The organism is Pseudomonas sp. HLS-6, assembly GCF_002753995.1.
Classification (GTDB): domain Bacteria; phylum Pseudomonadota; class Gammaproteobacteria; order Pseudomonadales; family Pseudomonadaceae; genus Aquipseudomonas; species Aquipseudomonas defluvii.
In genome coordinates, this window is the sequence record NZ_CP024478.1 from 4,228,168 (window position 1) to 4,251,557 (window position 23,390).

The following is a 23,390-nucleotide window of genomic DNA, read 5'->3' on the forward strand; positions in this document are numbered from 1 at the left end:
TTTTTCTTATACAGCTGTTTTGCCCAGAATCACCAGCATCTTCTTTATATCTGCTGCGTGGCCTGACGAGGGGCAACGGCAGTCGTCTGTGGAGTTCTTCCTATGTGGCAAAGTTATCTAAACGGCTTGTTGGTCGCCTTTGGCCTGATCATGGCCATCGGCGCCCAGAACGCCTTCGTTCTCGCCCAAAGCCTGCGCCGTGAACATCATCTGCCGGTGGCCATGCTGTGCGTCGTGTGTGACGCAATCCTGGTGGCCGCAGGCGTCTTCGGCCTGGCGACGGTGCTGGCCCAGAACCCCACCCTGCTGGCAGTCGCCCGTTGGGGCGGCGCGGTCTTCCTGATCTGGTACGCCAGCAAAGCGCTGATACGTGCCTGTTCGCAGCAAAGCCTGCAACACGCCGAAGGCCAAGGACAACGCTCGCGCCAGGCGGTACTGCTCAGCGCCCTGGCAGTCACCCTGCTCAACCCGCATGTGTATCTGGACACCGTGCTGTTGATTGGCTCGCTCGGCGCTCAGCAAACCATGCCCGGCGCCTACGTAGCCGGCGCGGCCAGTGCCTCGGCACTGTGGTTTTTTACCCTCGCACTGGGCGCCGCCTGGCTGGCGCCCTGGTTGGCCCGGCCGAATACCTGGCGGATGCTCGACCTCATGGTGGCGGTCATGATGTTTGCGGTGGCCGCTCAACTGATCCTGGGCTGAGACAACATCGCTTAAAACAGGACGAAGGCTCTGGAACCTCTTTTCCCACACACTTGTTGCGTGGTTAAGCCTGGGGTCCGGTGCTATGATCCGGACCCTGCGTCGCAAAGAGTACAGACTCGCCGATGCACTTCCGGCCGCCCGTGATCGGCCTTGCGCTCACCGCAACAGACCTGATTAGGAGAATCACCATGGCTTTTGAACTGCCGCCGCTGCCTTACGCCCACGACGCCCTGCAGCCGCACATCTCCAAGGAAACCCTGGAGTTCCACCACGACAAGCACCACAACACCTACGTCGTGAACCTGAACAACCTGGTGCCTGGCACCGAGTTCGAAGGCAAGACCCTGGAAGAGATCGTCAAGACCTCTTCGGGCGGTATCTTCAACAACGCCGCTCAGGTCTGGAACCACACCTTCTACTGGAACTGCCTGGCACCAAACGCCGGCGGCCAGCCAACGGGCGCCCTGGCTGACGCCATCAACGCTGCGTTTGGCTCTTTCGACAAGTTCAAGGAAGAGTTCACCAAGACCTCCGTCGGCACCTTCGGTTCGGGCTGGGGCTGGCTGGTGAAGAAAGCTGACGGTTCCCTGGCTCTGGCCAGCACCATCGGCGCCGGCAACCCGCTGACCAACGGCGACACCCCGCTGCTGACCTGCGACGTCTGGGAGCACGCCTACTACATCGACTACCGTAACCTGCGTCCAAAGTACGTCGAGGCGTTCTGGAACCTGGTTAACTGGAAGTTCGTTGCCGAGCAGTTCGAAGGCAAAACCTTCACTGCCTGAATGCAACTGCTTTGAAAAAAACCCGGCCTGGCCGGGTTTTTTTTCGCACACTCTACCGCTCTGCGCGCTTGCCGACGACCGATACCGCGCTAACATCAAGGCGTGGGAAAGTTGTCACCCCACACTAAAGTCGCAAGGCCTTACAACCGATACAGTGACACAAGGATCGCAAACCTCTGACGAAGTAACTCAGAAGATCGAGTAATACGTGTTGAAGGCCGATAGTGGATTGCCAAGATTGATGGCAAAATGATGCCATGCGCATGGATTAAGGAAACCCCATTGAAGCTGGAACTCAAGAACAGCTTATCGGTCAAGTTGCTCAGGGTGGTATTGCTCTCGGCGCTGGTCGTCGGTGTAGTACTTAGCTGCGCGCAGATCGTGTTCGACGCCTACAAGACGCGCCAGGCTGTCGCAACCGATGCCCAGCGTATCCTAGACATGTTCCGAGACCCCTCTACGCAGGCGGTCTATAGCCTCGATCGGGAAATGGGCATGCAGGTCATCGAAGGCCTGTTCCAGGACCAATCGGTGCGGATGGCGTCCATTGGCCATCCCAACGAAACCATGCTTGCAGAAAAGAATCGGCCATTGCAGGAACTGCAAACGCGCTGGTTGACCGACCTGATTCTGGGCCAGCAAAAGACCTTCAAGACACAGCTGATCGGTCGAGGCCCGTACAGTGAGTATTACGGCGACCTGAGCATTACCCTCGATACCGCTACCTACGGCCAGGACTTCATCGTCAGCTCGGTGATCATCTTCATTTCTGGCGTGCTACGCGCTCTGGCAATGGGCCTGGTGCTGTATTTGGTCTACCACTGGTTACTGACCAAACCGCTCTCAAAGATCATCAACCATCTCACCCAGATCAATCCGGACCGCCCAAGCCAACACAAATTGCCGCTGCTCAAGGGGCACGAAAAGAACGAACTGGGTGTATGGGTCAATACTGCCAACCAGTTGCTGGCCTCCATCGAACGCAATACCCACCTGCGTCACGAAGCCGAAAACAGTCTGCAGCGCATGGCTCAGTATGATTTTCTGACCGGGCTGCCAAACCGCCAGCAGTTGCAGCAGCAACTGGACAAGATCCTGGTCGACGCTGGACGCCTGCAGCGTCGCGTAGCCGTACTGTGCGTTGGCCTGGATGACTTCAAGAGCATCAACGAACAGTTCAGCTACCAGGCCGGAGACCAACTGCTACTGGCCCTGGCCGACCGCCTGCGTGCGCACAGTGGCCGTCTGGGAGCCCTTGCCCGGCTCGGTGGTGACCAATTCGCACTGGTTCAGGCCGATATCGAGCAGCCGTACGAAGCCGCCGAGCTGGCGCAAAGCATCCTCGATGATCTGGAAGCCCCTTTTGCACTGGACCACCAGGAAATTCGCCTGCGTGCGACCATCGGCATCACCTTGTTCCCGGAAGATGGCGACAGCACCGAGAAACTGCTGCAAAAGGCCGAGCAGACCATGACCCTGGCCAAAACCCGCTCACGCAACCGCTACCAGTTCTACATTGCCAGTGTCGACAGCGAGATGCGTCGCCGCCGCGAACTGGAAAAAGACCTGCGCGAGGCCCTGCCACGCAACCAGTTGTTCCTGGTCTACCAACCACAGATCAGCTATCGCGACCACCGGGTCGTCGGGGTTGAAGCGCTACTCCGCTGGCAGCACCCCGAACTGGGCATGGTACCGCCCGACCAGTTCATCCCGCTGGCCGAACAGAACGGCAATATCATCAGCATCGGTGAATGGGTGCTCGACCAGGCCTGCCGTCAGTTGCGCGAGTGGCATGACCAGGGCTTCAGCGAACTGCGCATGGCGGTCAACCTGTCCACCGTGCAACTGCACCACAATGAACTGCCACGGGTGGTCAACAACCTGCTGCAGATCTACCGCCTGCCGCCACGCAGCCTGGAGCTGGAAGTTACCGAAACCGGCCTGATGGAAGACATCAGCACCGCAGCGCAGCACCTGCTGAGCTTGCGCCGTTCGGGCGCGATGATCGCCATTGACGACTTCGGCACTGGCTACTCGTCGCTCAGTTACTTGAAGTCGCTGCCACTGGACAAGATCAAGATCGACAAGAGCTTCGTGCAAGACCTGTTCGAGGATGATGATGACGCCACCATCGTTCGGGCCATCATCCAGCTTGGCAAGAGCCTGGGCATGCAGGTCATCGCCGAAGGCGTTGAGACGGCCGAGCAGGAGGCCTACATCGTTGCCCAAGGCTGCCACGAAGGCCAGGGCTACCACTACAGCAAGCCGCTACCCGCTCGAGAGCTGACCACGTTCCTCAAACAGGCAAGCCGAAGTCAGGTTTCAATCCTCTGACGCGCACGCAAAACGCCAGCGACAAGCATTTGAATATTTATGTATTGCCCCTTTACATCAAATGCAAATCTTTCGCATTATGTTGCAGTTTTGCGTGCACCCGCACACCTGTTCAACTTCTCGACGCAGGAAATCGCCATGATTCGTATGCCTCTGGCCACCGCCAGTCTGTTGGCCATTGCCATCTCTCTCGCCGGTTGCGGCGATAGCAAGGACAAAGCCAGCGCGCCGCAAGCACAGACACCCGCCGCCAGTGCTGCCGCCCCTGCCGCAGGTGCACTTGACGAAGCCGCCAGCAAGGCCGTGATCAAGCACTACACCGAGATGGTCTACGCCGTCTTCAGCGATTCCCTGAGCACCGCCAAAACCCTGCAAGGCGCCATCGACGCCTTCCTCGCCACCCCCAACGACGAAACCCTGAAAGCCGCCAAGGCCGCCTGGGTCGCTGCACGTGTTCCGTACCTGCAGAGCGAAACCTTCCGCTTCGGCAACACCATCATCGACGACTGGGAAGGGCAAGTGAACGCCTGGCCGCTGGACGAAGGCCTGATCGATTATGTCGATGCCAACTATGAGCACGCCCTGGGCAACCCGGGCGGCACCGCCAACATCATTGCCAACACTGAAATCCAGGTGGGTGAAGACAAGGTCGACGTCAAGGACATCACTGCCGAGAAACTGGCCAGCCTGAACGAGCTGGGCGGCTCCGAAGCCAACGTCGCCACCGGCTACCATGCCATCGAGTTCTTGCTCTGGGGCCAGGACCTGAACGGCACCGGCCCAGGTGCGGGTGCACGTCCTGCATCGGACTACCTGGAAGGTAAAGGCGCCACCGGTGGCCACAACGAGCGTCGCCGCGCTTACCTCAAGGCCGTCACCCAACTGCTGGTCGATGACCTGGAAACCATGGTCGGCAACTGGAAGCCAGGTGTTGCTGACAACTACCGTGCCACCCTCGAAGCCGAGCCGGTTACCGATGGTTTGCGCAAGATGCTGTTCGGCATGGGTAGCCTGTCGCTGGGCGAGCTGGCCGGCGAGCGCATGAAGGTATCCCTGGAGGCCAACTCCCCTGAAGACGAGCAGGACTGCTTCAGCGACAACACCCACTTCTCGCACTTCTACGATGCCAAAGGTATCCGTAACGTCTACCTGGGCGAGTACACCCGAGCCGACGGTACCAAGCTGACTGGCCCGAGCCTGTCATCGCTGGTAGCCAAGGCCGATCCAGCAGCCGATGCTACGCTCAAGGCCGACCTGGAAGCCACCGAGGCAAAACTGCAGGTCATCGTTGACCATGCCGCCAAAGGCGAACACTACGACCAGCTCATCGCCGCTGACAACGCTACCGGTAACCAGATCATCCGTGATGCCATTGCCGCCCTGGTCAAACAGACCGGCGCCATTGAGCAGGCAGCCACCAAGCTGGGGATCAATGACCTGAAACCAGACACCGCCGATCACGAATTCTGATCAGCCGTTCAGCACTCCGTTGTAAACCACATGCCCGATGCCTTGCATCGGGCATGTTGCGTTATATAACTTGAACTTCACACACCGCCACTAGACCCCGCACGTTTGCCTCGCCAATAACCCGCCTGTCAAACCGCCCTCCTCCTACACGTTACTGTCCAGCGTTCGCATTGTTATCACCGTTTCAGAGTGTTCAACTCTACACATCAACTGCGCACAGAAATGACAATTTATAAAACATGAACACCGGAAGTTCTTCCACCTCCATATATCAATATAGAGACACTCAAGGAGCGTGCCACGATGAAAATACTCGACGTCTGGGGAGAAGGCCGAATCGTTGACAAAATATCTGACACCGTCTTTATCACCGGCTTTACGGATGCAGACAACATCAATAAAGATGGCCAAAAGATATCCAACGGCCCGGATACAGGAAAGGAAATACCCCGTCTTATTCCCGTGAATGATTATGACTACCCCATTTTTCCACTCGCAGAAGACCTGTACCCCTGCGAAACACTGATGGGGGCTCCTATAACCGTGGGCGCCGCTCAGGAAATGTGCAGGGTACTGAGCGCGCCGGCTGGCAAAGTGTACCTCTATGACCCTGCCGAGCCCTTCAGAAAGGCCTTCGAAACAACGGCACGCGGTCACGGACTATTCCTAGAGGGACGCTATTCACCTGAAACACTTCCTTCCCCGCTAAACGAAATAACCATGCACGCCGTCTATGTGTATGGCCAAGCAACAGAGCCCCGCCCGAACCCCAACATTGAACTTTGAGCCTACCCGGAAACTGGAGCAATTTATGGCGAGCGTCAGCATTCTGCGATCCATCGCAAATAATACCCCGTACACCTTGTCCATTCGCAATGGCGAAAGCAAAAGCGATCTGTTTTCCATCGGCGCACAATCTGCATGGAACGGCTGCATGAACGTACCGTGGATCGGAAAGGTCTCAGAAAACTATAAAGCCATTGAACTGGTCATGGGAGCTAAAGCCGAGACAACGCTGTGGCTGTTTCAAGATTACTGGGAACCGGCCCATGAAGATGCGGTTAAATATTTATTCGGCACTGAAATGGATTATACGGGCGGCACCCTGGAAGTGCCGGGAAACAACCGGGGTGGCGGTAACCACAACCTGATCATCAGCCTGGAGGGCAATCGTTTTACCTTGAAAATGATGTAAAACTGCAGCGTATACCGCACTTCGGCATTACAGCCCGCCAAGCACCGCTACCGGCCTTCGGGTCGGCAGCGCCCTCCCCCGCATGAGCCGCCACGCGCAAAATTTCATCAAGCAAACGCAAATCCCTCTTATTCAACAAGCGGATAGCCTGCTAAGCTTGCGAGCCGGTTTTTGCTCGCGCCTCAGGATTTCAGATGTCCTCGTTGCTTCGCTGCCTTTTTCTCCTGCTCTTGGTACTGCCGCTGGCAGCCTGTGACGACGCCCCGCGCTTCACTCAGGCTGAGCCAGGGGAAGCCATGGGTGGCGGCACGTCGACGGTCAACAAGCACGACAAAAATGCCTTTTCGATGGCCTCCGCCAACCTGACAGCGAGCCGACAACTGGACTTCAGTGTCGGCAACAGCTTCTTCCGCAACCCTTGGGTAATTGCACCGTCCACAACCACCGCTCGTGACGGCCTGGGCCCCCTGTTCAACACCAATGCCTGCCAGAACTGTCACATCAGGGACGGTCGCGGCCACCCTCCTGGGCCAGATGCCAAAAGCGCAGCCTCGATGCTGGTGCGCCTGTCGATCCCGAATGCAACAGAATATCTGCCGGTCATCGAACGCCTGGGTGTCGTCCCCGAACCGGCCTATGGCGGACAGTTGCAGGATATGGCTGTGCCTGGGGTTGCACCCGAAGGCAAGGTCCGGGTGGAATACACACCACACAGCGTCACCTTCACAGACGGCACCACGGTCGAGCTGCGCAAGCCAAAGCTGCTTATCAGCCAACTTGGCTACGGGCCAATGCATCCCGACACACGTTTCTCCGCACGTGTCGCACCGCCGATGATTGGCCTCGGTCTGCTGGAAGCCATTCCGGAAGAGGCCATCCTGGCCAACGCCGATCCCTACGACAGCAACGGTGACGGCATCCGAGGCCATGTCAATCAGGTGTGGGACGACGCCCAGGGTAAAACCGTCATGGGCCGCTTTGGCTGGAAAGCCGGGCAACCGAATCTCAACCAGCAAAACGTGCACGCCTTCTCCGGCGACATGGGCCTGACCACCCGCCTACGCCCGATAGACGACTGCACACCGACACAAACCGGCTGCCTGAATGCCCGCCAAGACCGTGGTGAACCGGAGGTCAGCGATAACATTCTGCGTTTGATGTTGTTCTATACCCGCAATCTGGCAGTGCCCGCACGCAAGGATGTCGACTCACCACAGGTGTTGGCCGGCAAGAACCTGTTCTTCAAAGCCGGTTGCCAACGCTGCCATATCCCGACGTTCACCACCTCGGCAAACGCCGCGGAGCCGGAACAGGCCAACCAGGTGATCCGCCCGTATACCGACCTGCTGCTGCACGACATGGGGCCGGATCTGGCGGACGATCGCAGCGAGTTTGCCGCCGGTGGCCGCGACTGGCGTACCGCACCGCTGTGGGGCATCGGCATGACCGAAACAGTCAGTGGCCACACCCAATTCCTGCACGACGGCCGGGCGCGCAACCTGCTCGAAGCGGTGCTTTGGCACGGCGGCGAAGCAAAGGCCGCCCAACAACACGTCTTGACCTTCAATGCAGAGCAACGCGCCGCGCTGCTGGCATTCCTGAACTCACTCTAGCCATAGGAGCCGGGCATGTTCCGTCCCAAACTGTTATTTACCAGCCTCGCCGCCCTAGCGCTGGGCGCCTGCTCGCCGCAGGATCCGCAAGCGGTCACTTCCGCCGCGATTGCCAAGCAAGTGATCCTGCCCACCTACAGCCGCTGGGTCGAAGCCGACCGTCAGCTGGCCGTCAGCGCGCTGGCCTTCTGCGAAGGCAAGAACAGCCTGGAAACCGCACGGGCTGACTTCCTTCACGCCCAAAAGGCCTGGGCAGAGTTGCAACCACTGCTGATCGGGCCGCTGGCCGAGGGCAACCGCGCCTGGCAGGTGCAGTTCTGGCCAGACAAGAAAAACCTGGTAGGACGCCAGGTAGAACAACTGATCAACAGTGACAAGCCGATCGATGCCAGCACCCTCGCCAACTCCAGCGTCGTGGTCCAGGGGCTCTCGGCTTACGAGTACATCCTGTTTGACAGCAAGCCAGACACCGCCAATGCCGAGCAGAAAGCCCGCTACTGCCCGCTGCTGGTTGCCATCGGCGAGCGTCAGAAAGCCCTGGCCGAAGAAATCCTGAAGGGCTGGAACAAGAACGACGGCGTGCTCGCACAGATGACCAAGTTCCCGAACCAGCGCTATGCCGACTCTCACGAAGCGATTGCCGACGTGCTCCGCGCCCAGGTCACTGCGCTGGACACCCTGAAGAAAAAACTCGGCACGCCGATGGGTCGCATGAGCAAGGGCATCCCGCAGCCACTGCAGGCAGAAGCCTGGCGTAGCCAGTCGTCTCTGAAGAGCCTGCATGCCAGCCTCAGTGCTGCACAGACAGTATGGGCCGGGGTCGACAATCAAGGGCTGCGCAGCCTGCTCGGCAGCGACCAGAAGGCCCTTGCCGACAAGATCGACGCTGCCTATGCGGCATCGCTGAAGCTGTTGGCCGACACGCCGAAGCCCCTTGGCGAGCTGCTGGAAGATGAAGCCGGTCGTGAGCAGTTGAACGCGATCTATGACAGCCTGAACGCCGTCCACCGCCTGCACGAGACTGATCTGGCCAAGGCGCTGGGTATTCAATTGGGCTTCAACGCCAACGACGGTGACTGATCATGTTGCGACGTCAGGCTCTGAAAGTCGGTAGCGCGGTGCTTGCTGCCCTCACGCTAGGCGGATGGACCCTGTTCCAGAACAAGCGTCAGCAGCCCCTGCTGCTCTCGGCCCGCGACGATAGCGACGGCAACCACTACGCCGTCGGCTACCGCCTGGACGGTAGCCAGGTATTCGCAACCCAGGTCGGACAGCGTTGCCACGACATCATCAATCACCCTGAACTGCCCATCGCCCTGTTCGTGGCGCGTCGACCCGGTACCGAGAGCTATCTGGTCGACTTGCGCGACGGCCGCCTGCTGCAAACCGTCACCTCACAGCCGAACCGTCATTTCTATGGCCACGCGGTGATTCACAAGGGCGGTGAATGGCTGTATGCCACCGAGAACGACACCACTGATCCGGGGCGGGGTGTACTTGGGGTCTACCGATTCGAGGGCGAACGGCTGCAGCACAGTGGCGAGCTGCCCACCCACGGCCTTGGCCCGCATCAGGTGTCCTGGCTACCCGATGGTGAAACCCTGGTGGTCGCCAACGGCGGTATTCGCACCGAAGCCGAAAGCCGCGTCGAGATGAACCTCGATGCCATGGAACCCAGCCTGGTATTGATGCACCGCGACGGCACCTTGCTGAGCAAGGAAACCCTGAGCCAGCAAATGAACAGCGTTCGTCACCTGGCCGTTGCCAGCGACGGCACGCTGGTCGCTTGTCAGCAGTTCATGGGCGATGCTCACGAAACCGCTGAACTGCTGGCGATCAAACGCCCAGGGCAGCCCTTCCTGCCATTCCCCGTGGCGCAGGCACAGTTGCAGTCAATGGCGAACTACACCGCCAGTGTCGCGGTACACAGTGAGTTGCGACTGGTTGCACTGACCGCACCTCGGGCCAACCGCCTGTTCATCTGGGATCTGGACACGGGTGCAACGCGCCTGGATGCCCCTATGCCCGACTGCGCCGGTGTTGGCGCAGTCGCAGACGGTTTCGTCGTCACCTCGGGCCAGGGCCGCTGCCGGCTCTATGATTGCCGCAAGGCAGAACCGGTCGGCCAACCGTTGCAGTTGCCGCCCGGGCTTTGGGACAACCATCTGCACCTGACGTGAGTAGCATCAAGGGGAAATGGACTTCCCTGCATTAGGCAAAGGCGTAATATTCGACAACACTGCACAACAGTGAGCAGGTGTTCGTCAGTGCTGTGCCTGCCTGTCTAGCCTCCAAGGAAATGGAATATGCTGCGCCGCCGCATGCTGATCATGTTGGGTGTCGTGTTGCTGATTGTGCTGATTCTGGGAGGCTACAAAGCCTTCAGTATCTATCAGCAAATTAAGCAATTCAGCGCGCCAAGACCTCCCGTGAGCGTAGCGGCGACTGCCGCGCGCGAACAGCTCTGGCAGAGTCGACTGCCCGCAGTTGGCAGCCTCAAGGCGTTTCAGGGTGTCAATCTGAGCCTGGAGACCGCCGGTACGGTCAAGACCCTGCTGTTCGAGTCAGGCCAGCGGATCAGAGTAGGCCAGCCCCTCTTGCAGCTCGACAGCGACGTGGAAAGCGCCTTGCTGGGCACCGCGATGGCGGACCTCGGGCTGGCGCAGGTCGAGTATGGACGCGGCAGCCAGCTGATCGACAGTCAGGCAATCTCCAAAGGCGAGTTTGATCGCCTCGCAGCACAACTGCTGCGCAGCAAAGCCGTGGTCGCCCAACTCAAAGGTTCCTTGGCGAAAAAGACGATCCTTGCGCCGTTCAGCGGTACCATTGGTATCCGCCAGGTCGATATCGGCGACTACCTGCCCAGTGGCACAGTGATCGCCACCCTTCAGGACCTGAGCAGCCTGTACGCTGACTTTTACGTGGCCGAACAGGCGTTTCCCAAACTGGGCATCGGCCAGCAGGTACTGGTCAGCGTTGCAGCCTACCCCAACCAGACGTTCCCTGGCGCCATCAGCGCTATCAACCCCAAGGTTGAAGACAGCACCCGTAATGTGCAGGTCCGCGCCACCCTGGCGAACCCCGATGGCAAGCTGTTACCCGGCATGTTCACCAGCCTGCAAATACTGCTGCCCAACCCGCGCACGGAAGTGGTCGTCCCTGAGACTGCGGTCACCTACACCCTGTATGGCACCTCGGTGTACGTCGCAGTGCCCAAGACCGCCGAGGACGGCCAGCCACAAAAGACCCCTGACGGCCAACCGGTGTGGGTGGCAGAGCGCCGTTTCATTGAAGCCGGCGAGCGCCGTGAAGGCCTGGTGGTCATCGCCAAAGGCGTTAAGGCAGGTGAACAGGTGGTGACGGCCGGTCAACTGAAACTCAGCCAAGGCGCCCTGATCACCGTCAGCCCGGACAAGACCCTGACGGGCGAGCCGGCCACCTCGCCACGCGTCGATTGATCAAGGAACCTTCATGGCCTTAACCGATCCGTTCATTCGCCGCCCTGTACTGGCCAGTGTGGTCAGCCTGCTGATCGTCCTGCTCGGCTTCCAGGCCTGGAGCTCGTTGCAGATCCGTCAGTATCCGCAGATGGAAAACGCCCTGATCACGGTGACCACCGCCTACCCCGGCGCCAACGCGGAAACCATTCAAGGCTACATCACCCAGCCCATGCAGCAGAGCCTGGCAAGCGCAGAGGGCATTGACTACATGACCTCGGTGAGCCGGCAGAATTTCTCGGTGATCTCGATCTACGCCCGAATCGGCTCGGACAGTGACCGGATGTTTACCGAACTGCTGGCCAAGGCCAATGAGGTAAAGAACAAACTGCCTCAAGATGCCGAAGACCCGGTCCTGAGCAAGGAGGCCGCTGGCGCCTCGGCGCTGATGTACATCAGCTTCTACAGCAGCGAACTGAGCAACCCGCAGATCACCGATTACCTGTCACGGGTGATCCAGCCCAAGCTGGCAACATTGCCGGGCATGGCTGAAGCAGAGATCCTCGGCAACCAGTTGTTCGCGATGCGCATCTGGATCGACCCGGTCAAACTCGCAGGCTATGGCCTGAGCGCCAGCGATGTGACTGACGCGGTACGGCGCTACAACTTCCTTTCTGCAGCGGGCGAAGTCAAAGGCGAATACGTGGTCACCAGTATCAACGCCAGCACTGAGCTCAAGTCGGCCGAAGCCTTCGCCGCCATCCCGCTGAAAACCATGGGCGATAGCCGGGTGCTGCTGCGCGATGTGGCCCGGGTGCAAATGGGCGCGGAGAACTACGATACGGTCAGTTCTTTCGATGGCACCCCGTCGGTCTACATCGGCATCAAGGCGACGCCAGCGGCCAACCCGCTGGATGTCATCAAGGAAGTGCGCAAACTGATGCCGGAACTGAACAGCCAGTTACCGCCCAACCTGAAAGCCTCCATCGCTTACGACGCCACACTGTTCATCCAGGCCTCGATCAACGAAGTGATCAAAACCCTGGCGGAGGCCGTGCTGATCGTGATCGTCGTGGTCTTTCTGTTCCTCGGGGCGCTGCGCTCGGTGCTGATTCCGGTCATCACCATTCCATTGTCGATGATCGGCGTCCTGTTTTTCATGCAACTGATGGGCTACTCAATCAACCTGCTGACCCTGCTGGCCATGGTGCTGGCGATTGGTCTGGTGGTGGACGATGCCATTGTCGTCGTGGAAAACATCCACCGGCACATCGAAGCTGGCGAGACGCCCTTGGAGGCCTCGTTGGCAGGGGCGCGAGAAATTGCGATACCCGTGGTCTCGATGACCATCACGCTGGCAGCGGTGTACGCGCCGATTGGCTTTTTACAAGGCCTTACCGGCGCACTGTTCAAGGAGTTCGCCTTGACCCTCGCTGGCGCCGTGATCATCTCCGGGATCGTCGCCCTGACCCTGTCGCCCATGATGTGCTCAATGCTCCTGCGCCATGAAGCCAACACCCACGGCCTGGCCTATCGCCTCGACCAGCTATTTGAACGCCTCAAGCAGCGTTACCAGAAAATCCTCCACGGCACACTCAACACGCGCGCCGTAGTGTTGGTGTTTGCCGTGATCGTCCTGTGCCTGATTCCGGTGCTGCTGATGTTCACCAAGAAAGAGCTGGCACCGGACGAAGACCAAGGCATCGTGTTCATGCTGGCCACCGCACCACAGCCAGCCAACCTGAACTACCTGAATGCCTACACCGACGAATTCATAAACATTTTCAAGGCATTCCCGGAGTACTACTCATCCTTCCAGATCAATGGCTTCAACGGGGTGCAGTCAGGCATCGGAGGTTTCCTGCTAAAGCCCTGGAATGAGCGGGAGCGAACCCAAATGGCACTATTGCCAGAGGTTCAGGCAAAGCTCAACCAGATCAGTGGCCTGCAGGTCTTCGGCTTCAATCTGCCATCACTGCCCGGTACGACCCAAGGTTTGCCCTTCGAGTTTGTCATCAACACCCCGAACGATTACGCATCGCTGCTGCAAGTGGCCGAGCAGGTAAAAACACGCGCCGAGGCCACCGGCAAATTTGCCTTTCTCGACATCGATCTGGCCTTCGACAAGCCCGAAGTCGTCATCGATATTGATCGGGCCAAGGCCGCACAAATGGGGGTGACCATGGCCACGCTAGGGAGCACACTCGCGACCTTGCTGGGTGAGGCTGAGATCAACCGGTTCACCCTTGAAGGACGCAGCTACAAGGTCATTGCCCAGGTCGAGCGCGCCTACCGTGACAACCCTGGCTGGCTGAACAACTACTACGTCAAGAATGAACAAGGGCAAATGCTGCCGCTGTCGACGCTGATCACCGTCAGCGACCGCGCACGACCGCGCCAACTGAATCAGTTCCAACAGCTGAACTCGGCCATTATCCAGGGCGTACCGCTGGTCAGTATGGGGGAGGCCATCGAAACCGTACGCAACATCGCCCGCGAAGAAGCCCCCGCCGGGTACGCCTTTGACTACAGTGGCGTTGCACGCCAATTCATCCAGGAGGGCTCGGCACTGTGGGTCACCTTTGGCCTGGCGTTGGCCATCATCTTCTTGGTACTGGCAGCGCAGTTCGAGAGTTTCCGCGACCCTCTGGTCATTCTGGTGACAGTCCCGCTATCAATCTGCGGCGCACTGATTCCGCTGTTCCTTGGCCTGTCGAGCATGAACATCTATACCCAGGTCGGGCTGGTCACCTTGATCGGACTGATCAGCAAACACGGCATTCTGATCGTCGAATTCGCCAATCAGTTACGTCGGCAAAATGGCTTGTCGGTACGAGAAGCCATCGAAGAAGCCGCTGCGATTCGCCTGCGCCCGGTACTGATGACCACTGCCGCGATGGTCTTTGGCATGGTGCCCTTGATTCTGGCCAGCGGCGCCGGGGCGGTCAGTCGCTTCGACATCGGCACCGTGATTGCCACCGGCATGTCGGTGGGAACCCTGTTCACGCTCTTTGTCCTGCCCTGCGTCTACACCCTGCTGGCCAAGGCGGACGCTCCGGCAGGGGTCGGGGACTCACAACCAACCTGAATAGCCCATAATCAAAAGCCCCGTCGTTGACGAGGCTTTTCAGGTTACCCAAAACAGGATCAGCTTTGGGGTCGAAGCCCTTGCCTCAAGCCGAACAACAACAGTAGCAAGTCGTGATCGGGCGTGGCCACGACCCGATCCTTGACAACATGTGGCGTAGGGCAGTGGGCCGTGTCGCTGAGGATACCAGGGCCGGGTTCATCCCACGCGGCTGCCGCAGCGGTGGCTATTGCCAGACCACCCAGGAAGAACAGACCTCGAGCAATTTCTAGTTTCATTACTCTAAACCTTTGACAGCGCTGCCAAACACCCTGAGGTAAAAATAGAGCAGCTTTTGCCAGTCTGCGTTGCGCCACGACGAATGGTGACGCAACTATGTGATCGTTGTAGGCGGCCAAACGGCTGCCGTGGCGGTGACAGGCAGGCGCCTCCTAGCCTTTACGCAGCACGTAAACGCGCCACATGGCGTAGAACGGCAAAAAATCCAACCGTTCCTGAATGCGGAATCCTGCTTCGACGAACTCCTGCTCCACCGTGGCAGCAGGCAGCACAAAGCGATTCTGGCGAGCCTCTTCTGAACCTGTTTTCGCCAAGCGACGTGCTTCCAGCTTTTTACGTCGCCAGGCTTTGAAGTTGCCATCGACCCAGAGCGAGAGGATCACGCTGTCACGGGAGACACGTTGAAACTCGGAGAGAATGACCTTGCGGTGCGCCGCTTCACCAACCTGCTGAAAGAGTCGCATACAGAAAATGCTGTCGACGGCATTGTCGGGCAAGTCGATGTTGAATGCCGAGGTCTGCAGGGTGCGCACACGCTCGACGACACCGGCCGGTTGCGACGTGCGAGCGGTTTCAAGCATCGCCTCCGAGTTGTCGGCGCCGAGGATCACACGATTGTTTTTTTCCGCCAGCAACGGCCAAAAATGCCCGGCACCACACGGCAGATCAAGCACAAGACCCGGCTCCCCCGACAGCGCCAGCGCACGACGCGCCAACTGTTCATCACGCTGGTGGGACAGACGGCGCGCCAACCCATCTTGATGCTTGAGAAAGCAATCCTGAGCCTGTTGCTGATCGTGCTTCTCGGAAAACTCGAGCTTGATGGGACTGCGCATTCTGCCTCTCCTGACTCCATTGGCGCCCACCTTATTCAGGTGGGCGTTGGCGTCAGGTCATGCGGATGTGAAAAAAACGTTAAACACGTTCACACCAACTTCATCCTGTTTCAGGACGGGGTTAGCCGATGATCTCATCCCGATCAGTCAATTGACTTCGACCATGGCTCAGATCGACATGGAAGCGACAGCCATTGGGTGTCATGGCCGTGAGGCTGACAATCCAGCACTGGTCATCACAGATCCGCTGTACCAATGACAACCCCAACCCCAGCCCCTCACCACGCTTTTCTCCACCGCGTACAAACGGCTGGAACATGGCTTCACGCTGCTCTTCAGGAATGCCCACGCCACTGTCTTCAACCATGAACCCGGAGGGCTCCAAGGTTAAGCGAATGAAACCGCGTTCAGTGTAATGCGCCGCATTACGCAGAAGATTGCCCATCACCGCCTGCAGAAAGGTTGCATTGTAGAGAACCGATCCCGCAGCGCCTGCGCTGTAGTACAACTGCAGACCTTTCTGTTCAATGGTGTCGCGCCACACCCCCAGCAGGTCATCAGCGACTTCTTTCAGGGTCGCCTGCGAGGCAACGGCCCCCTCATCACGCTGAGCCCGAGCCAACATCAGGAAGGTTTTGACCAACTCACGCATTTCCTCGCTGGCCCTGGCGATGCGTTCGACCTGCGCCCTTGCGCGGTCATCGAGCTTCGTGTTTTCCAGCAGCAATTCGCAGGACGTGGCCAGCACCATCAAGGGTGTACGCAACTCATGACTGACATCGCTGGTGAACAGCCGCTCACGGGTCAATGCATCGCGTAATCGGCCCAAGGTGGCATCGAATGCCACCGCCAGTTGCCCGACCTCATCCGCGGCATAATCCGGAGCCAGAGGCGGTGCGAGGCCCAACAATTGATCGCGGTGACGAACCTGACGAGCCAAACGGATCACCGGTGCCATTACCTTGCGCGCCAACACCCAGCCCAGGAACACCGCCAGCGCCAGGCTCAGCACAAAGCCGACCACCACGACGGCAAAAAGCACACGCTCGCGCTCTTCGAAATCACTTTGATCCTGCAACAGGACATAGCGACGACCATCTACGATCTCGACCATCGCGTGATACGACAGTTGATCACGAAAGACCTCATGAAACCCCGGGTCCAGGTGCCTGAGATCCTTGGGCAAGGCAAAGTCATCGCGCCCGCCGCTGAAGTAGAACAGTTGATCTGGCCGCGGCCTGTGGCTCCAGTCACTCACGCTGTCCATCAACAACAACCGCTGCAGATCGCCACCCAATACGGCAGAGATCAAACGCTCTTCGACCAGATGTACTGTCGCCACAATACCGAAAGCGAACGCTCCCGCGACAAAGGCGCTCATCAAGGCAAAGGCGATGATGATCCGCTGCGCCAGGCTTTGCTTAAACTCCATCGCGGCCCTCGGCCATGCGGTACCCCACACCATGTACCGTGTGCAGCAATGGCTTGTCGAACGGCTTGTCGATCACCTGGCGTAGTTGATGAACGTGGCTACGCAGGCTATCACTGTCAGGACAGTCATCCCCCCAGAGCGCCTCTTCAAGCACTTCGCGGCGCAACACATGGGGGCTTTTTTGCATGAGAACGGCAAGCAATTTCAGGCCGACCGGGTTCAACTTGAGCAAGCGCCCTTGGCGCGTGACCTCAAGCGTGTCCAGGTCATAACTCAAATCACCGACTTGCAGGCTGCGGCGTCCGCCACCCTGAGCACGACGCAGCACCGCCTCAATACGTGCGGCCAACTCCGACAGGGCAAATGGCTTGAGCAGGTAATCGTCGGCGCCCGAGCGAAAACCCTGCAGACGGTCGTCAAGTTGGTCACGGGCGGTGAGCATGATCACCGGCGTGTCGCGCCGGGCATCCTCGCGCAAGCGCTTGCATAGCGTGTAGCCGTCAATACCGGGTAACATAATGTCGAGCACAATCAGGTCATAGTGTTCGGTCGCCGCCAGGTGCAAACCCGAGAGGCCGTCCTGGGCACAATCGACCGTGTAGCCCTTGAGGCCAAGGTAATCTGCCAGATTGGCCAGAATATCGCGGTTGTCTTCAACCAATAGAATTCGCATGGGTATCCCCCGTTCACTGCATTTGCCTGCTTGGCAGGCGCAGCTTAAGGCCATCGCTCACGTACTGCCAGATCAGAACAGATTTATCACTGGTTAACGTTTTTTTCACCGAGTATTCACAGACTACGCACCCCCCTCCACAGAAAATCGCCGGTCGCTACGTCAAGCCTATACCCGGCTCGGGCTTGCCGACCGGGACTGTCCATTTTGTTTGCCAGGACCTGTCATGCCTGAAGCCCACATCCGCCCACCATCGCGCCCCATCAACGCCTGGCTGTACCTCGGCCTTCCCCTTTTAGTCGCCACCGCCCTGCTCCTTCTGGAACTGACCAGCCTGGACATGAACATTGCCAAGTGGGCCTATGACCCTGTGGCAGGCCAGTTCATCGGACGACACAGCTTCTTTCTTGAAGACATCCTGCATGATCGGGCCAAACAAGTTGTAATCGTCTTGGGATTGGCAGCGATTGTCGGGTTTATCGCCAGCCTGCTGCTGAAGAAACTCAACCCCTGGCGCCGCGAACTGGGTTGCCTGGTAATGGCAATGGCCGTGTCTACCAGCTTTGTAACCCCGCTCAAGGCAGTAACCGCTGTGCAGTGTCCTTGGAGCCTGCAGGAATTCGGCGGCAAAGAGACCTACAGCGAACTGCTCAGCCCACGCCCAGCAACGGACAAACCCGGACGCTGCTGGCCAGGCGGCCATGCGGCCACTGGTTTTACCCTGTTCGCACTGTTCTTCGTGCTCCGTGATCGACGCCCACGCATGGCACGGGCAGCACTGTGGTTTGCCTTTGGGCTGGGTACCGTGTTTTCAGTCGGGCGTATGCTGCAAGGCGCGCACTTCTTCTCGCACAACGTCTGGACTGCCGTGTTCTGCTGGTTGATCAGCCTGGGCTGCTACTACGCCGTGCTGTACCGCAGACCGGCCACCGCTGAAGTGCCTGCACCGGCAACAGTCCAAACCCGATAAGCGGATTACCCTACAGGGGATGTGTTCAAGCAGTGTGATCCAACTGCAGCGAACACACTGACCTACCGCTACCTTCGCAGGTAGGCCCTGTGGCAGCGATATCCCCGTAAAACAAAAAACCCCTGGCCTTTCGGCCAGGGGTTTTATTTTGAAGCGGGTAAGGCTGGCTTACATCATGCCGCCCATACCGCCCATGCCACCCATGCCGCCCATATCAGGCATGCCACCGGCTGGCTTGTCTTCTGGAGCGTCAGCAACCATCGCTTCGGTAGTGATCATCAGACCACCGATGGACGCTGCAGCTTGCAGAGCCGAACGGGTAACCTTGGCTGGGTCCAGGATGCCCATCTCGATCATGTCGCCGTACTCACCGGTAGCAGCGTTGTAACCGAAGTTGCCCGAACCTTGCTTGACCTTGTCAACCACAACGCTTGGCTCGTCGCCGGCGTTAGCAGTGATCTGGCGCAGCGGCGCTTCAACAGCGCGACGCAGCAGAGCAATACCCACATCCTGATCAGCGTTGTCGCCTTTCAGTTCGGAAATGGCTTGCAGAGCGCGGACCAGTGCTACACCACCGCCAGGCACCACGCCTTCTTCAACGGCTGCACGGGTAGCGTGCAGGGCGTCTTCAACGCGGGCTTTCTTCTCTTTCATTTCAACTTCGGTGCCAGCACCGACCTTGATCACGGCAACACCGCCAGCCAGTTTGGCCAGACGCTCTTGCAGTTTTTCACGATCGTAGTCCGAGGAAGTCTCTTCGATCTGGGCACGGATCTGCTTGACGCGTGCTTCGATGTCGGCTTCGGAACCTGCACCGTCGATGATGGTGGTGTTTTCTTTCGACAGGGTGACACGCTTGGCGTTACCCAGGTGCTCCAGGGTAGCGGACTCCAGGCTCAGGCCGATTTCTTCGGAGATCACAGTACCGCCGGTCAGGACAGCGATGTCCTGCAGCATGGCCTTGCGACGGTCGCCGAAACCAGGTGCCTTGACTGCAGCAACCTTGACGATACCGCGCATGTTGTTGACGACCAGGGTCGCCAGCGCTTCGCCTTCAACGTCTTCAGCCACGATCAGCAGCGGACGGCCGGACTTGGCAACGGCTTCCAGAACTGGCAGCAGTTCGCGGATGTTGGAGATCTTTTTGTCAACCAGCAGCAGCAGCGGGCCTTCCAGCTCGGCAACCATGGTGTCTGGCTTGTTGACGAAGTAAGGGGACAGGTAGCCACGGTCGAACTGCATGCCTTCAACAACCGACAGTTCGTTTTCCAGGCCCGAGCCTTCTTCGACAGTGATGACGCCTTCTTTACCGACTTTTTCCATGGCTTCGGCAATGATGTCACCGATGGAGTTGTCGGAGTTGGCCGAGATAGTACCAACCTGAGCAATGGCCTTGGAGTCGGCGCATGGCTTGGACAGGCCTTTCAGCTCTTTGACGATGGCGATGGTCGCCTTGTCGATACCGCGCTTCAGGTCCATCGGGTTCATGCCGGCAGCGACGGCTTTCAGACCTTCGTTGACGATGGCTTGAGCCAGAACGGTAGCGGTGGTGGTGCCGTCACCGGCATCATCGTTAGCCTTGGAAGCGACGTCCTTGAGCAGCTGAGCGCCCATGTTTTCGAACGCGTCTTTCAGCTCGATTTCTTTGGCGACAGAAACGCCGTCCTTGGTGATGGTCGGTGCGCCGAAGCTCTTGGCCAGAACTACGTTACGGCCTTTCGGGCCCAGGGTCGCTTTTACCGCGTCAGCCAGAACGTTGACACCAACCAGCATTTTCTTACGGGCGGAATCGCCGAATTTTACGTCTTTAGCAGCCATGATCGTTTAATCCTTGAATACTTTGAAGTAACGGGAAACCAGCGGTTGATTAACCTTCGATGACCGCGAGAATTTCGTTCTCGCTCATCACCAGCAGGTCTTCGCCGTCGACTTTCACAGTGTTGCTACCGGAGTAAGGGCCGAAAACAACCTTGTCACCCACTTTCACGGCCAGCGCACGTACTTCACCGTTATCCAGGATGCGGCCGGTACCTACAGCGACAATTTCGCCACGGTTAGGTTTTTCAGCAGCCGAACCTGGCAGAACGATACCGCCAGCGGTTTTCGATTCTTCTTCGCTGCGACGGATGACGACGCGGTCATGCAGAGGACGAAGCTTCATTGTCGATCTCTCCTAATTGTGGTTTTCATCGGCCGGTTTAAACCGGCTGGTTGAGGCTATCGGCGTGGCCCAAGTTGGCCCGACCGTTGGTGGCTCGCCAAGCGAACCACGCATGTCTTGTCTGGTGTTTGTAACCAGAAACCTTTCGGTGACCCATACATGAGGTCGCTCAAGGCGATTACAAGGCTGTACATGAAATTTTTTTTGTCGAGCGGGCGAATGAAAAACGGCCCCGTATGGGGCCGTCAGGTTATCGCCAGGGTTCAAGAGTCGCGATGCTCGTACTCGCCTTCGATCACATTCGGCTGCCGCGGCGTACCGCCCTGAGCACCAGGACGGCTTGCAAACGGGTCATCTGAAAACGCCCGCTGGCGCATGGCCTGCGCCTCGGCACGCTCACGCAAACGTCGACCGATCAGGCGTCGGGTGAACGGCAGCAGGCAGATCAGGCCCAGCACGTCAGTAATGAAACCAGGCACCAGGAGCAGACCGCCACCGACGGCCAGCAACAACCCCTGGAACATCTCCTCAGCAGGCAGTTCGCCACGCTGCAGGCTTTCACGGGCGCGCAGCGCGGTAGCCAGACCAGCCACCCGCATGACCAGCACACCCAGTGCAGAAGAGGCAATGATCAGCAGCAACGCCGGAAAAAAACCAATGGCTGTGCTGACCTTGAAAAACACATAGAGCTCGAGCACCGGAAAAAGCAGAAACAGCAGTAGAAAAGCACGCATCAAGGGTTCCTCGACGGAAGACGACCTTCCAATACCCGGTTAATGGTTGCAGTCCATTGCAATTTCAAGCCTCAACCGGCTCGTTACTCGGCCAATCGTCGGCGTGGGCCAGAAAAACCAAGGCTTCGCGTACTTGTGTCGGCGTGTTGCAAGGCTCACCAAACGCCAGCCAGTAGAGGCCATGGCCAATTCGCAAGTGCATGCCTTCGCTGTCGATACCGGCCATCTGCGCAGGCACGGTCTGCGGCAAGCCGCTCAAGGCCACATAGTGAGCAATCGCCTTGGCATGATCGCTATTCATGTGCTCGACCATACTGGCCTCAACCTTCCCGGCAAACGGGTTGGCAAGGGCAACGTGGTCCAGCCAGTGAATTGCGCCAAAGCCGCCGATATAGCGATAACGCACGGGTTTGAGCACCCAGAAATCGAAATCATGCGCGCGGTGGTAATTACGCGACTCCGGAAAATAACGGTAATAACGTTCGGCTGCCGCTTCAATGGCGTCGGCGTCCTCAAGCTGCCGGGCCTCGGCTAGCAGCGTCAGACGGCCCACCGCCTGGACGTCTTCAGCGCCCCGCTCGCCGACCAGCAACGAACATTTCGGATCACGCTGCAGGTTATGAGTGTGCTGAGCGATACGGCTGATGAGGATCAGCGGATGACCTTCGGCATCCAGGCAATAGGGCACCACCGAACCAAACGGAAAGCCCGGCATCGACTTGGAGTGGGTCGACAGGACGCCCCGGTATTCCTTGAGCAGCAGTTCTCGTGCATGCTTCGTCGCTTTAGCGCTCACGTTGTGACCCCCAGACTAGAATTCGTCATAAATAAAATGTGTTCGCCCGCCCCAAACCTGCCCGTGGAGCATCCTTATGCAGTTGACTGACAAAGTAATCATTATCACCGGCGGCTGCCAGGGTTTGGGCCGTTCAATGGCCGAGTACCTGGCGGGTAAAGGGGCACGCCTGGCGCTCGTCGACCTCAACGAAGAAAAACTCCAGCACACCGTCGCGGCGTGCAAGGCGCTGGGTGTCGAAGCACGCCACTACCTGTGCAATGTCGCTGACGAAGACCAGGTCGTCCAGATGGTTGAGCAGGTGGCGGCGGATTTCGGAGCCATTCACGGCCTGATCAACAACGCGGGCATCCTGCGTGACGGTCTGCTGGTGAAGGTCAAGGATGGCCAACTGAGCAAAATGAGCCTGGCCCAATGGCAGTCCGTGATCGACGTCAACCTCACGGGGGTGTTCCTCTGCACCCGTGAAGTGGCAGCAAAAATGATCGAACTGAAGAACCAGGGCGCAATCATCAACATTTCCTCGATTTCCCGCGCGGGGAACCTGGGCCAGACCAACTACTCGGCCGCCAAGGCAGGCGTCGCGGCCGCCACGGTTACCTGGGCAAAAGAGCTGGCCCGCTATGGTATCCGCGTGGCCGGCATTGCCCCCGGGTTCATCGAAACCGAGATGACCGCGAGCATGAAGCCCGAGGCGCTGGAGAAAATGACGGCTGGCATTCCGCTCAAGCGCATGGGCACGCCAGCAGAAATTGCCCATTCGGCCGCCTACATTCTTGAAAACGATTACTTCAGCGGGCGCATTCTGGAACTGGACGGTGGTTTGCGCCTGTAAAAGCGTTATCCAGATACGCCCCGGGCGAGGACGGAGCCAAACCATGC

General features: G+C 58.7%; 21 protein-coding genes and 1 pseudogene. 13 read left to right on the forward strand and 9 right to left on the reverse strand.

The window, feature by feature from the left end:
* Positions 1-102 precede the first annotated feature (102 nt).
* The 11 genes from CS390_RS19840 to CS390_RS19890 all read left to right on the forward strand — a co-directional run bounded on the left by CS390_RS19840 (position 103) and on the right by CS390_RS19890 (position 14,627).
* Positions 103-702: a LysE/ArgO family amino acid transporter gene (locus tag CS390_RS19840; RefSeq protein ID WP_099775697.1), complete on the forward strand. Its 600-nt coding sequence runs from the start codon at positions 103-105 to the stop codon at positions 700-702.
* A 191-nt stretch (positions 703-893) separates the two neighbouring features.
* Entirely contained in the window at positions 894-1,490 is a 597-nt protein-coding gene (locus CS390_RS19845) for a superoxide dismutase (RefSeq protein ID WP_065761069.1), read from the forward strand.
* Positions 1,491-1,742: 252 nt separating this feature from the next.
* Positions 1,743-3,824, forward strand: coding sequence for a putative bifunctional diguanylate cyclase/phosphodiesterase (locus tag CS390_RS19850; RefSeq protein ID WP_371918273.1), 2,082 nt, complete (start codon positions 1,743-1,745; stop codon positions 3,822-3,824).
* A 138-nt stretch (positions 3,825-3,962) separates the two neighbouring features.
* A complete protein-coding gene (locus tag CS390_RS19855) occupies positions 3,963-5,294 on the forward strand; it encodes an imelysin family protein (RefSeq protein ID WP_099775699.1) in 1,332 nt (443 codons plus the stop codon).
* A 303-nt stretch (positions 5,295-5,597) separates the two neighbouring features.
* The gene (locus tag CS390_RS19860; RefSeq protein ID WP_099775700.1) at positions 5,598-6,080 is read left to right on the forward strand and encodes a hypothetical protein; all 483 of its coding nucleotides are present in this window, start codon (positions 5,598-5,600) and stop codon (positions 6,078-6,080) included.
* Between the two features lie 25 nt (positions 6,081-6,105).
* Positions 6,106-6,489, forward strand: a complete 384-nt coding sequence (locus CS390_RS19865) for a hypothetical protein (protein WP_099775701.1) — start codon at positions 6,106-6,108, stop codon at positions 6,487-6,489.
* Positions 6,490-6,683: 194 nt separating this feature from the next.
* A complete protein-coding gene (locus CS390_RS19870) occupies positions 6,684-8,102 on the forward strand; it encodes a di-heme oxidoredictase family protein (RefSeq protein ID WP_099775702.1) in 1,419 nt (472 codons plus the stop codon).
* Positions 8,103-8,117: 15 nt separating this feature from the next.
* Positions 8,118-9,182: an imelysin family protein gene (locus CS390_RS19875; RefSeq protein WP_065758946.1), complete on the forward strand. Its 1,065-nt coding sequence runs from the start codon at positions 8,118-8,120 to the stop codon at positions 9,180-9,182.
* A gap of 2 nt (positions 9,183-9,184) precedes the next feature.
* On the forward strand, positions 9,185-10,282 hold the full coding sequence (locus CS390_RS19880; RefSeq protein ID WP_065758945.1) for a DUF1513 domain-containing protein: 1,098 nt from the start codon (positions 9,185-9,187) through the stop codon (positions 10,280-10,282).
* A gap of 126 nt (positions 10,283-10,408) precedes the next feature.
* Complete coding sequence (locus CS390_RS19885; RefSeq protein ID WP_099775703.1) at positions 10,409-11,560, forward strand: efflux RND transporter periplasmic adaptor subunit; 1,152 nt, start codon at positions 10,409-10,411, stop codon at positions 11,558-11,560.
* Positions 11,561-11,573: 13 nt separating this feature from the next.
* Positions 11,574-14,627 (forward strand): multidrug efflux RND transporter permease subunit, encoded by a 3,054-nt coding sequence (locus tag CS390_RS19890; RefSeq protein ID WP_099775704.1) that lies wholly within the window; start codon positions 11,574-11,576, stop codon positions 14,625-14,627.
* Between the two features lie 59 nt (positions 14,628-14,686).
* On the opposite strand, the gene CS390_RS25435 is transcribed toward CS390_RS19890, so the two are convergent.
* From CS390_RS25435 to colR, 5 genes and pseudogenes are all read right to left on the reverse strand, one after another.
* On the reverse strand, positions 14,687-14,905 hold the full coding sequence (locus CS390_RS25435) for a hypothetical protein (protein WP_065758942.1): 219 nt from the start codon (positions 14,903-14,905) through the stop codon (positions 14,687-14,689).
* Positions 14,905-15,000 (reverse strand): annotated as a pseudogene (locus CS390_RS25440) (InaA protein); the annotation flags it as partial. The pseudogene CS390_RS25440 and the gene CS390_RS25435, both read right to left, overlap by 1 nt.
* Positions 15,001-15,058: 58 nt before the next feature.
* Positions 15,059-15,742: a class I SAM-dependent methyltransferase gene (locus CS390_RS19905; protein WP_065758941.1), complete on the reverse strand. Its 684-nt coding sequence runs from the start codon at positions 15,740-15,742 to the stop codon at positions 15,059-15,061.
* A gap of 121 nt (positions 15,743-15,863) precedes the next feature.
* Complete coding sequence (locus CS390_RS19910; RefSeq protein ID WP_099775705.1) at positions 15,864-17,174, reverse strand: HAMP domain-containing sensor histidine kinase; 1,311 nt, start codon at positions 17,172-17,174, stop codon at positions 15,864-15,866.
* Positions 17,164-17,847: a two-component system response regulator ColR gene (colR, locus tag CS390_RS19915; RefSeq protein ID WP_065758939.1), complete on the reverse strand. Its 684-nt coding sequence runs from the start codon at positions 17,845-17,847 to the stop codon at positions 17,164-17,166. The genes CS390_RS19910 and colR overlap by 11 nt, the downstream gene beginning before the upstream one ends.
* Before the next feature lie 226 nt (positions 17,848-18,073).
* Here colR and CS390_RS19920 point away from each other — a divergent pair, with 226 nt between their 5' ends.
* Positions 18,074-18,817 carry a phosphatase PAP2 family protein gene (locus CS390_RS19920; RefSeq protein WP_099775706.1) on the forward strand — a complete coding sequence of 248 codons (744 nt, stop codon included), beginning with the start codon at positions 18,074-18,076 and terminating at the stop codon, positions 18,815-18,817.
* Between the two features lie 168 nt (positions 18,818-18,985).
* Here CS390_RS19920 and groL read toward each other — a convergent pair whose 3' ends face one another.
* The 4 genes from groL to CS390_RS19940 form a co-directional block, all read right to left on the reverse strand.
* The gene (gene groL, locus CS390_RS19925; RefSeq protein WP_065758937.1) at positions 18,986-20,635 is read right to left on the reverse strand and encodes a chaperonin GroEL; all 1,650 of its coding nucleotides are present in this window, start codon (positions 20,633-20,635) and stop codon (positions 18,986-18,988) included.
* A 49-nt stretch (positions 20,636-20,684) separates the two neighbouring features.
* Positions 20,685-20,978 carry a co-chaperone GroES gene (locus tag CS390_RS19930; RefSeq protein ID WP_065758936.1) on the reverse strand — a complete coding sequence of 98 codons (294 nt, stop codon included), beginning with the start codon at positions 20,976-20,978 and terminating at the stop codon, positions 20,685-20,687.
* 263 nt (positions 20,979-21,241) lie between these two features.
* Positions 21,242-21,712 carry an FxsA family protein gene (locus CS390_RS19935; protein ID WP_099775707.1) on the reverse strand — a complete coding sequence of 157 codons (471 nt, stop codon included), beginning with the start codon at positions 21,710-21,712 and terminating at the stop codon, positions 21,242-21,244.
* Positions 21,713-21,776: 64 nt separating this feature from the next.
* The gene (locus CS390_RS19940) at positions 21,777-22,508 is read right to left on the reverse strand and encodes a HugZ family protein (RefSeq protein WP_065758934.1); all 732 of its coding nucleotides are present in this window, start codon (positions 22,506-22,508) and stop codon (positions 21,777-21,779) included.
* A gap of 76 nt (positions 22,509-22,584) precedes the next feature.
* Here CS390_RS19940 and CS390_RS19945 point away from each other — a divergent pair, with 76 nt between their 5' ends.
* Entirely contained in the window at positions 22,585-23,343 is a 759-nt protein-coding gene (locus tag CS390_RS19945) for an SDR family oxidoreductase (protein WP_099775708.1), read from the forward strand.
* Positions 23,344-23,390 lie beyond the last annotated feature (47 nt).

Excerpts from the sequence above, each read along its gene's own strand:
- CS390_RS19840 (WP_099775697.1), top strand. The coding sequence starts at position 103 with ATGTGGCAAAGTTATCTAAACGGCTTGTTGGTCGCCTTTGGCCTGATC.
- CS390_RS19845 (WP_065761069.1), top strand. The coding sequence starts at position 894 with ATGGCTTTTGAACTGCCGCCGCTGCCTTACGCCCACGACGCCCTGCAG.
- CS390_RS19850 (WP_371918273.1), top strand. The coding sequence starts at position 1,743 with ATGCCATGCGCATGGATTAAGGAAACCCCATTGAAGCTGGAACTCAAG.
- CS390_RS19855 (WP_099775699.1), top strand. The coding sequence starts at position 3,963 with ATGATTCGTATGCCTCTGGCCACCGCCAGTCTGTTGGCCATTGCCATC.
- CS390_RS19860 (WP_099775700.1), top strand. The coding sequence starts at position 5,598 with ATGAAAATACTCGACGTCTGGGGAGAAGGCCGAATCGTTGACAAAATA.
- CS390_RS19865 (WP_099775701.1), top strand. The coding sequence starts at position 6,106 with ATGGCGAGCGTCAGCATTCTGCGATCCATCGCAAATAATACCCCGTAC.
- CS390_RS19870 (WP_099775702.1), top strand. The coding sequence starts at position 6,684 with ATGTCCTCGTTGCTTCGCTGCCTTTTTCTCCTGCTCTTGGTACTGCCG.
- CS390_RS19875 (WP_065758946.1), top strand. The coding sequence starts at position 8,118 with ATGTTCCGTCCCAAACTGTTATTTACCAGCCTCGCCGCCCTAGCGCTG.
- CS390_RS19880 (WP_065758945.1), top strand. The coding sequence starts at position 9,185 with ATGTTGCGACGTCAGGCTCTGAAAGTCGGTAGCGCGGTGCTTGCTGCC.
- CS390_RS19885 (WP_099775703.1), top strand. The coding sequence starts at position 10,409 with ATGCTGCGCCGCCGCATGCTGATCATGTTGGGTGTCGTGTTGCTGATT.
- CS390_RS19890 (WP_099775704.1), top strand. The coding sequence starts at position 11,574 with ATGGCCTTAACCGATCCGTTCATTCGCCGCCCTGTACTGGCCAGTGTG.
- CS390_RS25435 (WP_065758942.1), bottom strand. The coding sequence starts at position 14,905 with ATGAAACTAGAAATTGCTCGAGGTCTGTTCTTCCTGGGTGGTCTGGCA.
- CS390_RS19905 (WP_065758941.1), bottom strand. The coding sequence starts at position 15,742 with ATGCGCAGTCCCATCAAGCTCGAGTTTTCCGAGAAGCACGATCAGCAA.
- CS390_RS19910 (WP_099775705.1), bottom strand. The coding sequence starts at position 17,174 with ATGGAGTTTAAGCAAAGCCTGGCGCAGCGGATCATCATCGCCTTTGCC.
- colR (WP_065758939.1), bottom strand. The coding sequence starts at position 17,847 with ATGCGAATTCTATTGGTTGAAGACAACCGCGATATTCTGGCCAATCTG.
- CS390_RS19920 (WP_099775706.1), top strand. The coding sequence starts at position 18,074 with ATGCCTGAAGCCCACATCCGCCCACCATCGCGCCCCATCAACGCCTGG.
- groL (WP_065758937.1), bottom strand. The coding sequence starts at position 20,635 with ATGGCTGCTAAAGACGTAAAATTCGGCGATTCCGCCCGTAAGAAAATG.
- CS390_RS19930 (WP_065758936.1), bottom strand. The coding sequence starts at position 20,978 with ATGAAGCTTCGTCCTCTGCATGACCGCGTCGTCATCCGTCGCAGCGAA.
- CS390_RS19935 (WP_099775707.1), bottom strand. The coding sequence starts at position 21,712 with ATGCGTGCTTTTCTACTGCTGTTTCTGCTTTTTCCGGTGCTCGAGCTC.
- CS390_RS19945 (WP_099775708.1), top strand. The coding sequence starts at position 22,585 with ATGCAGTTGACTGACAAAGTAATCATTATCACCGGCGGCTGCCAGGGT.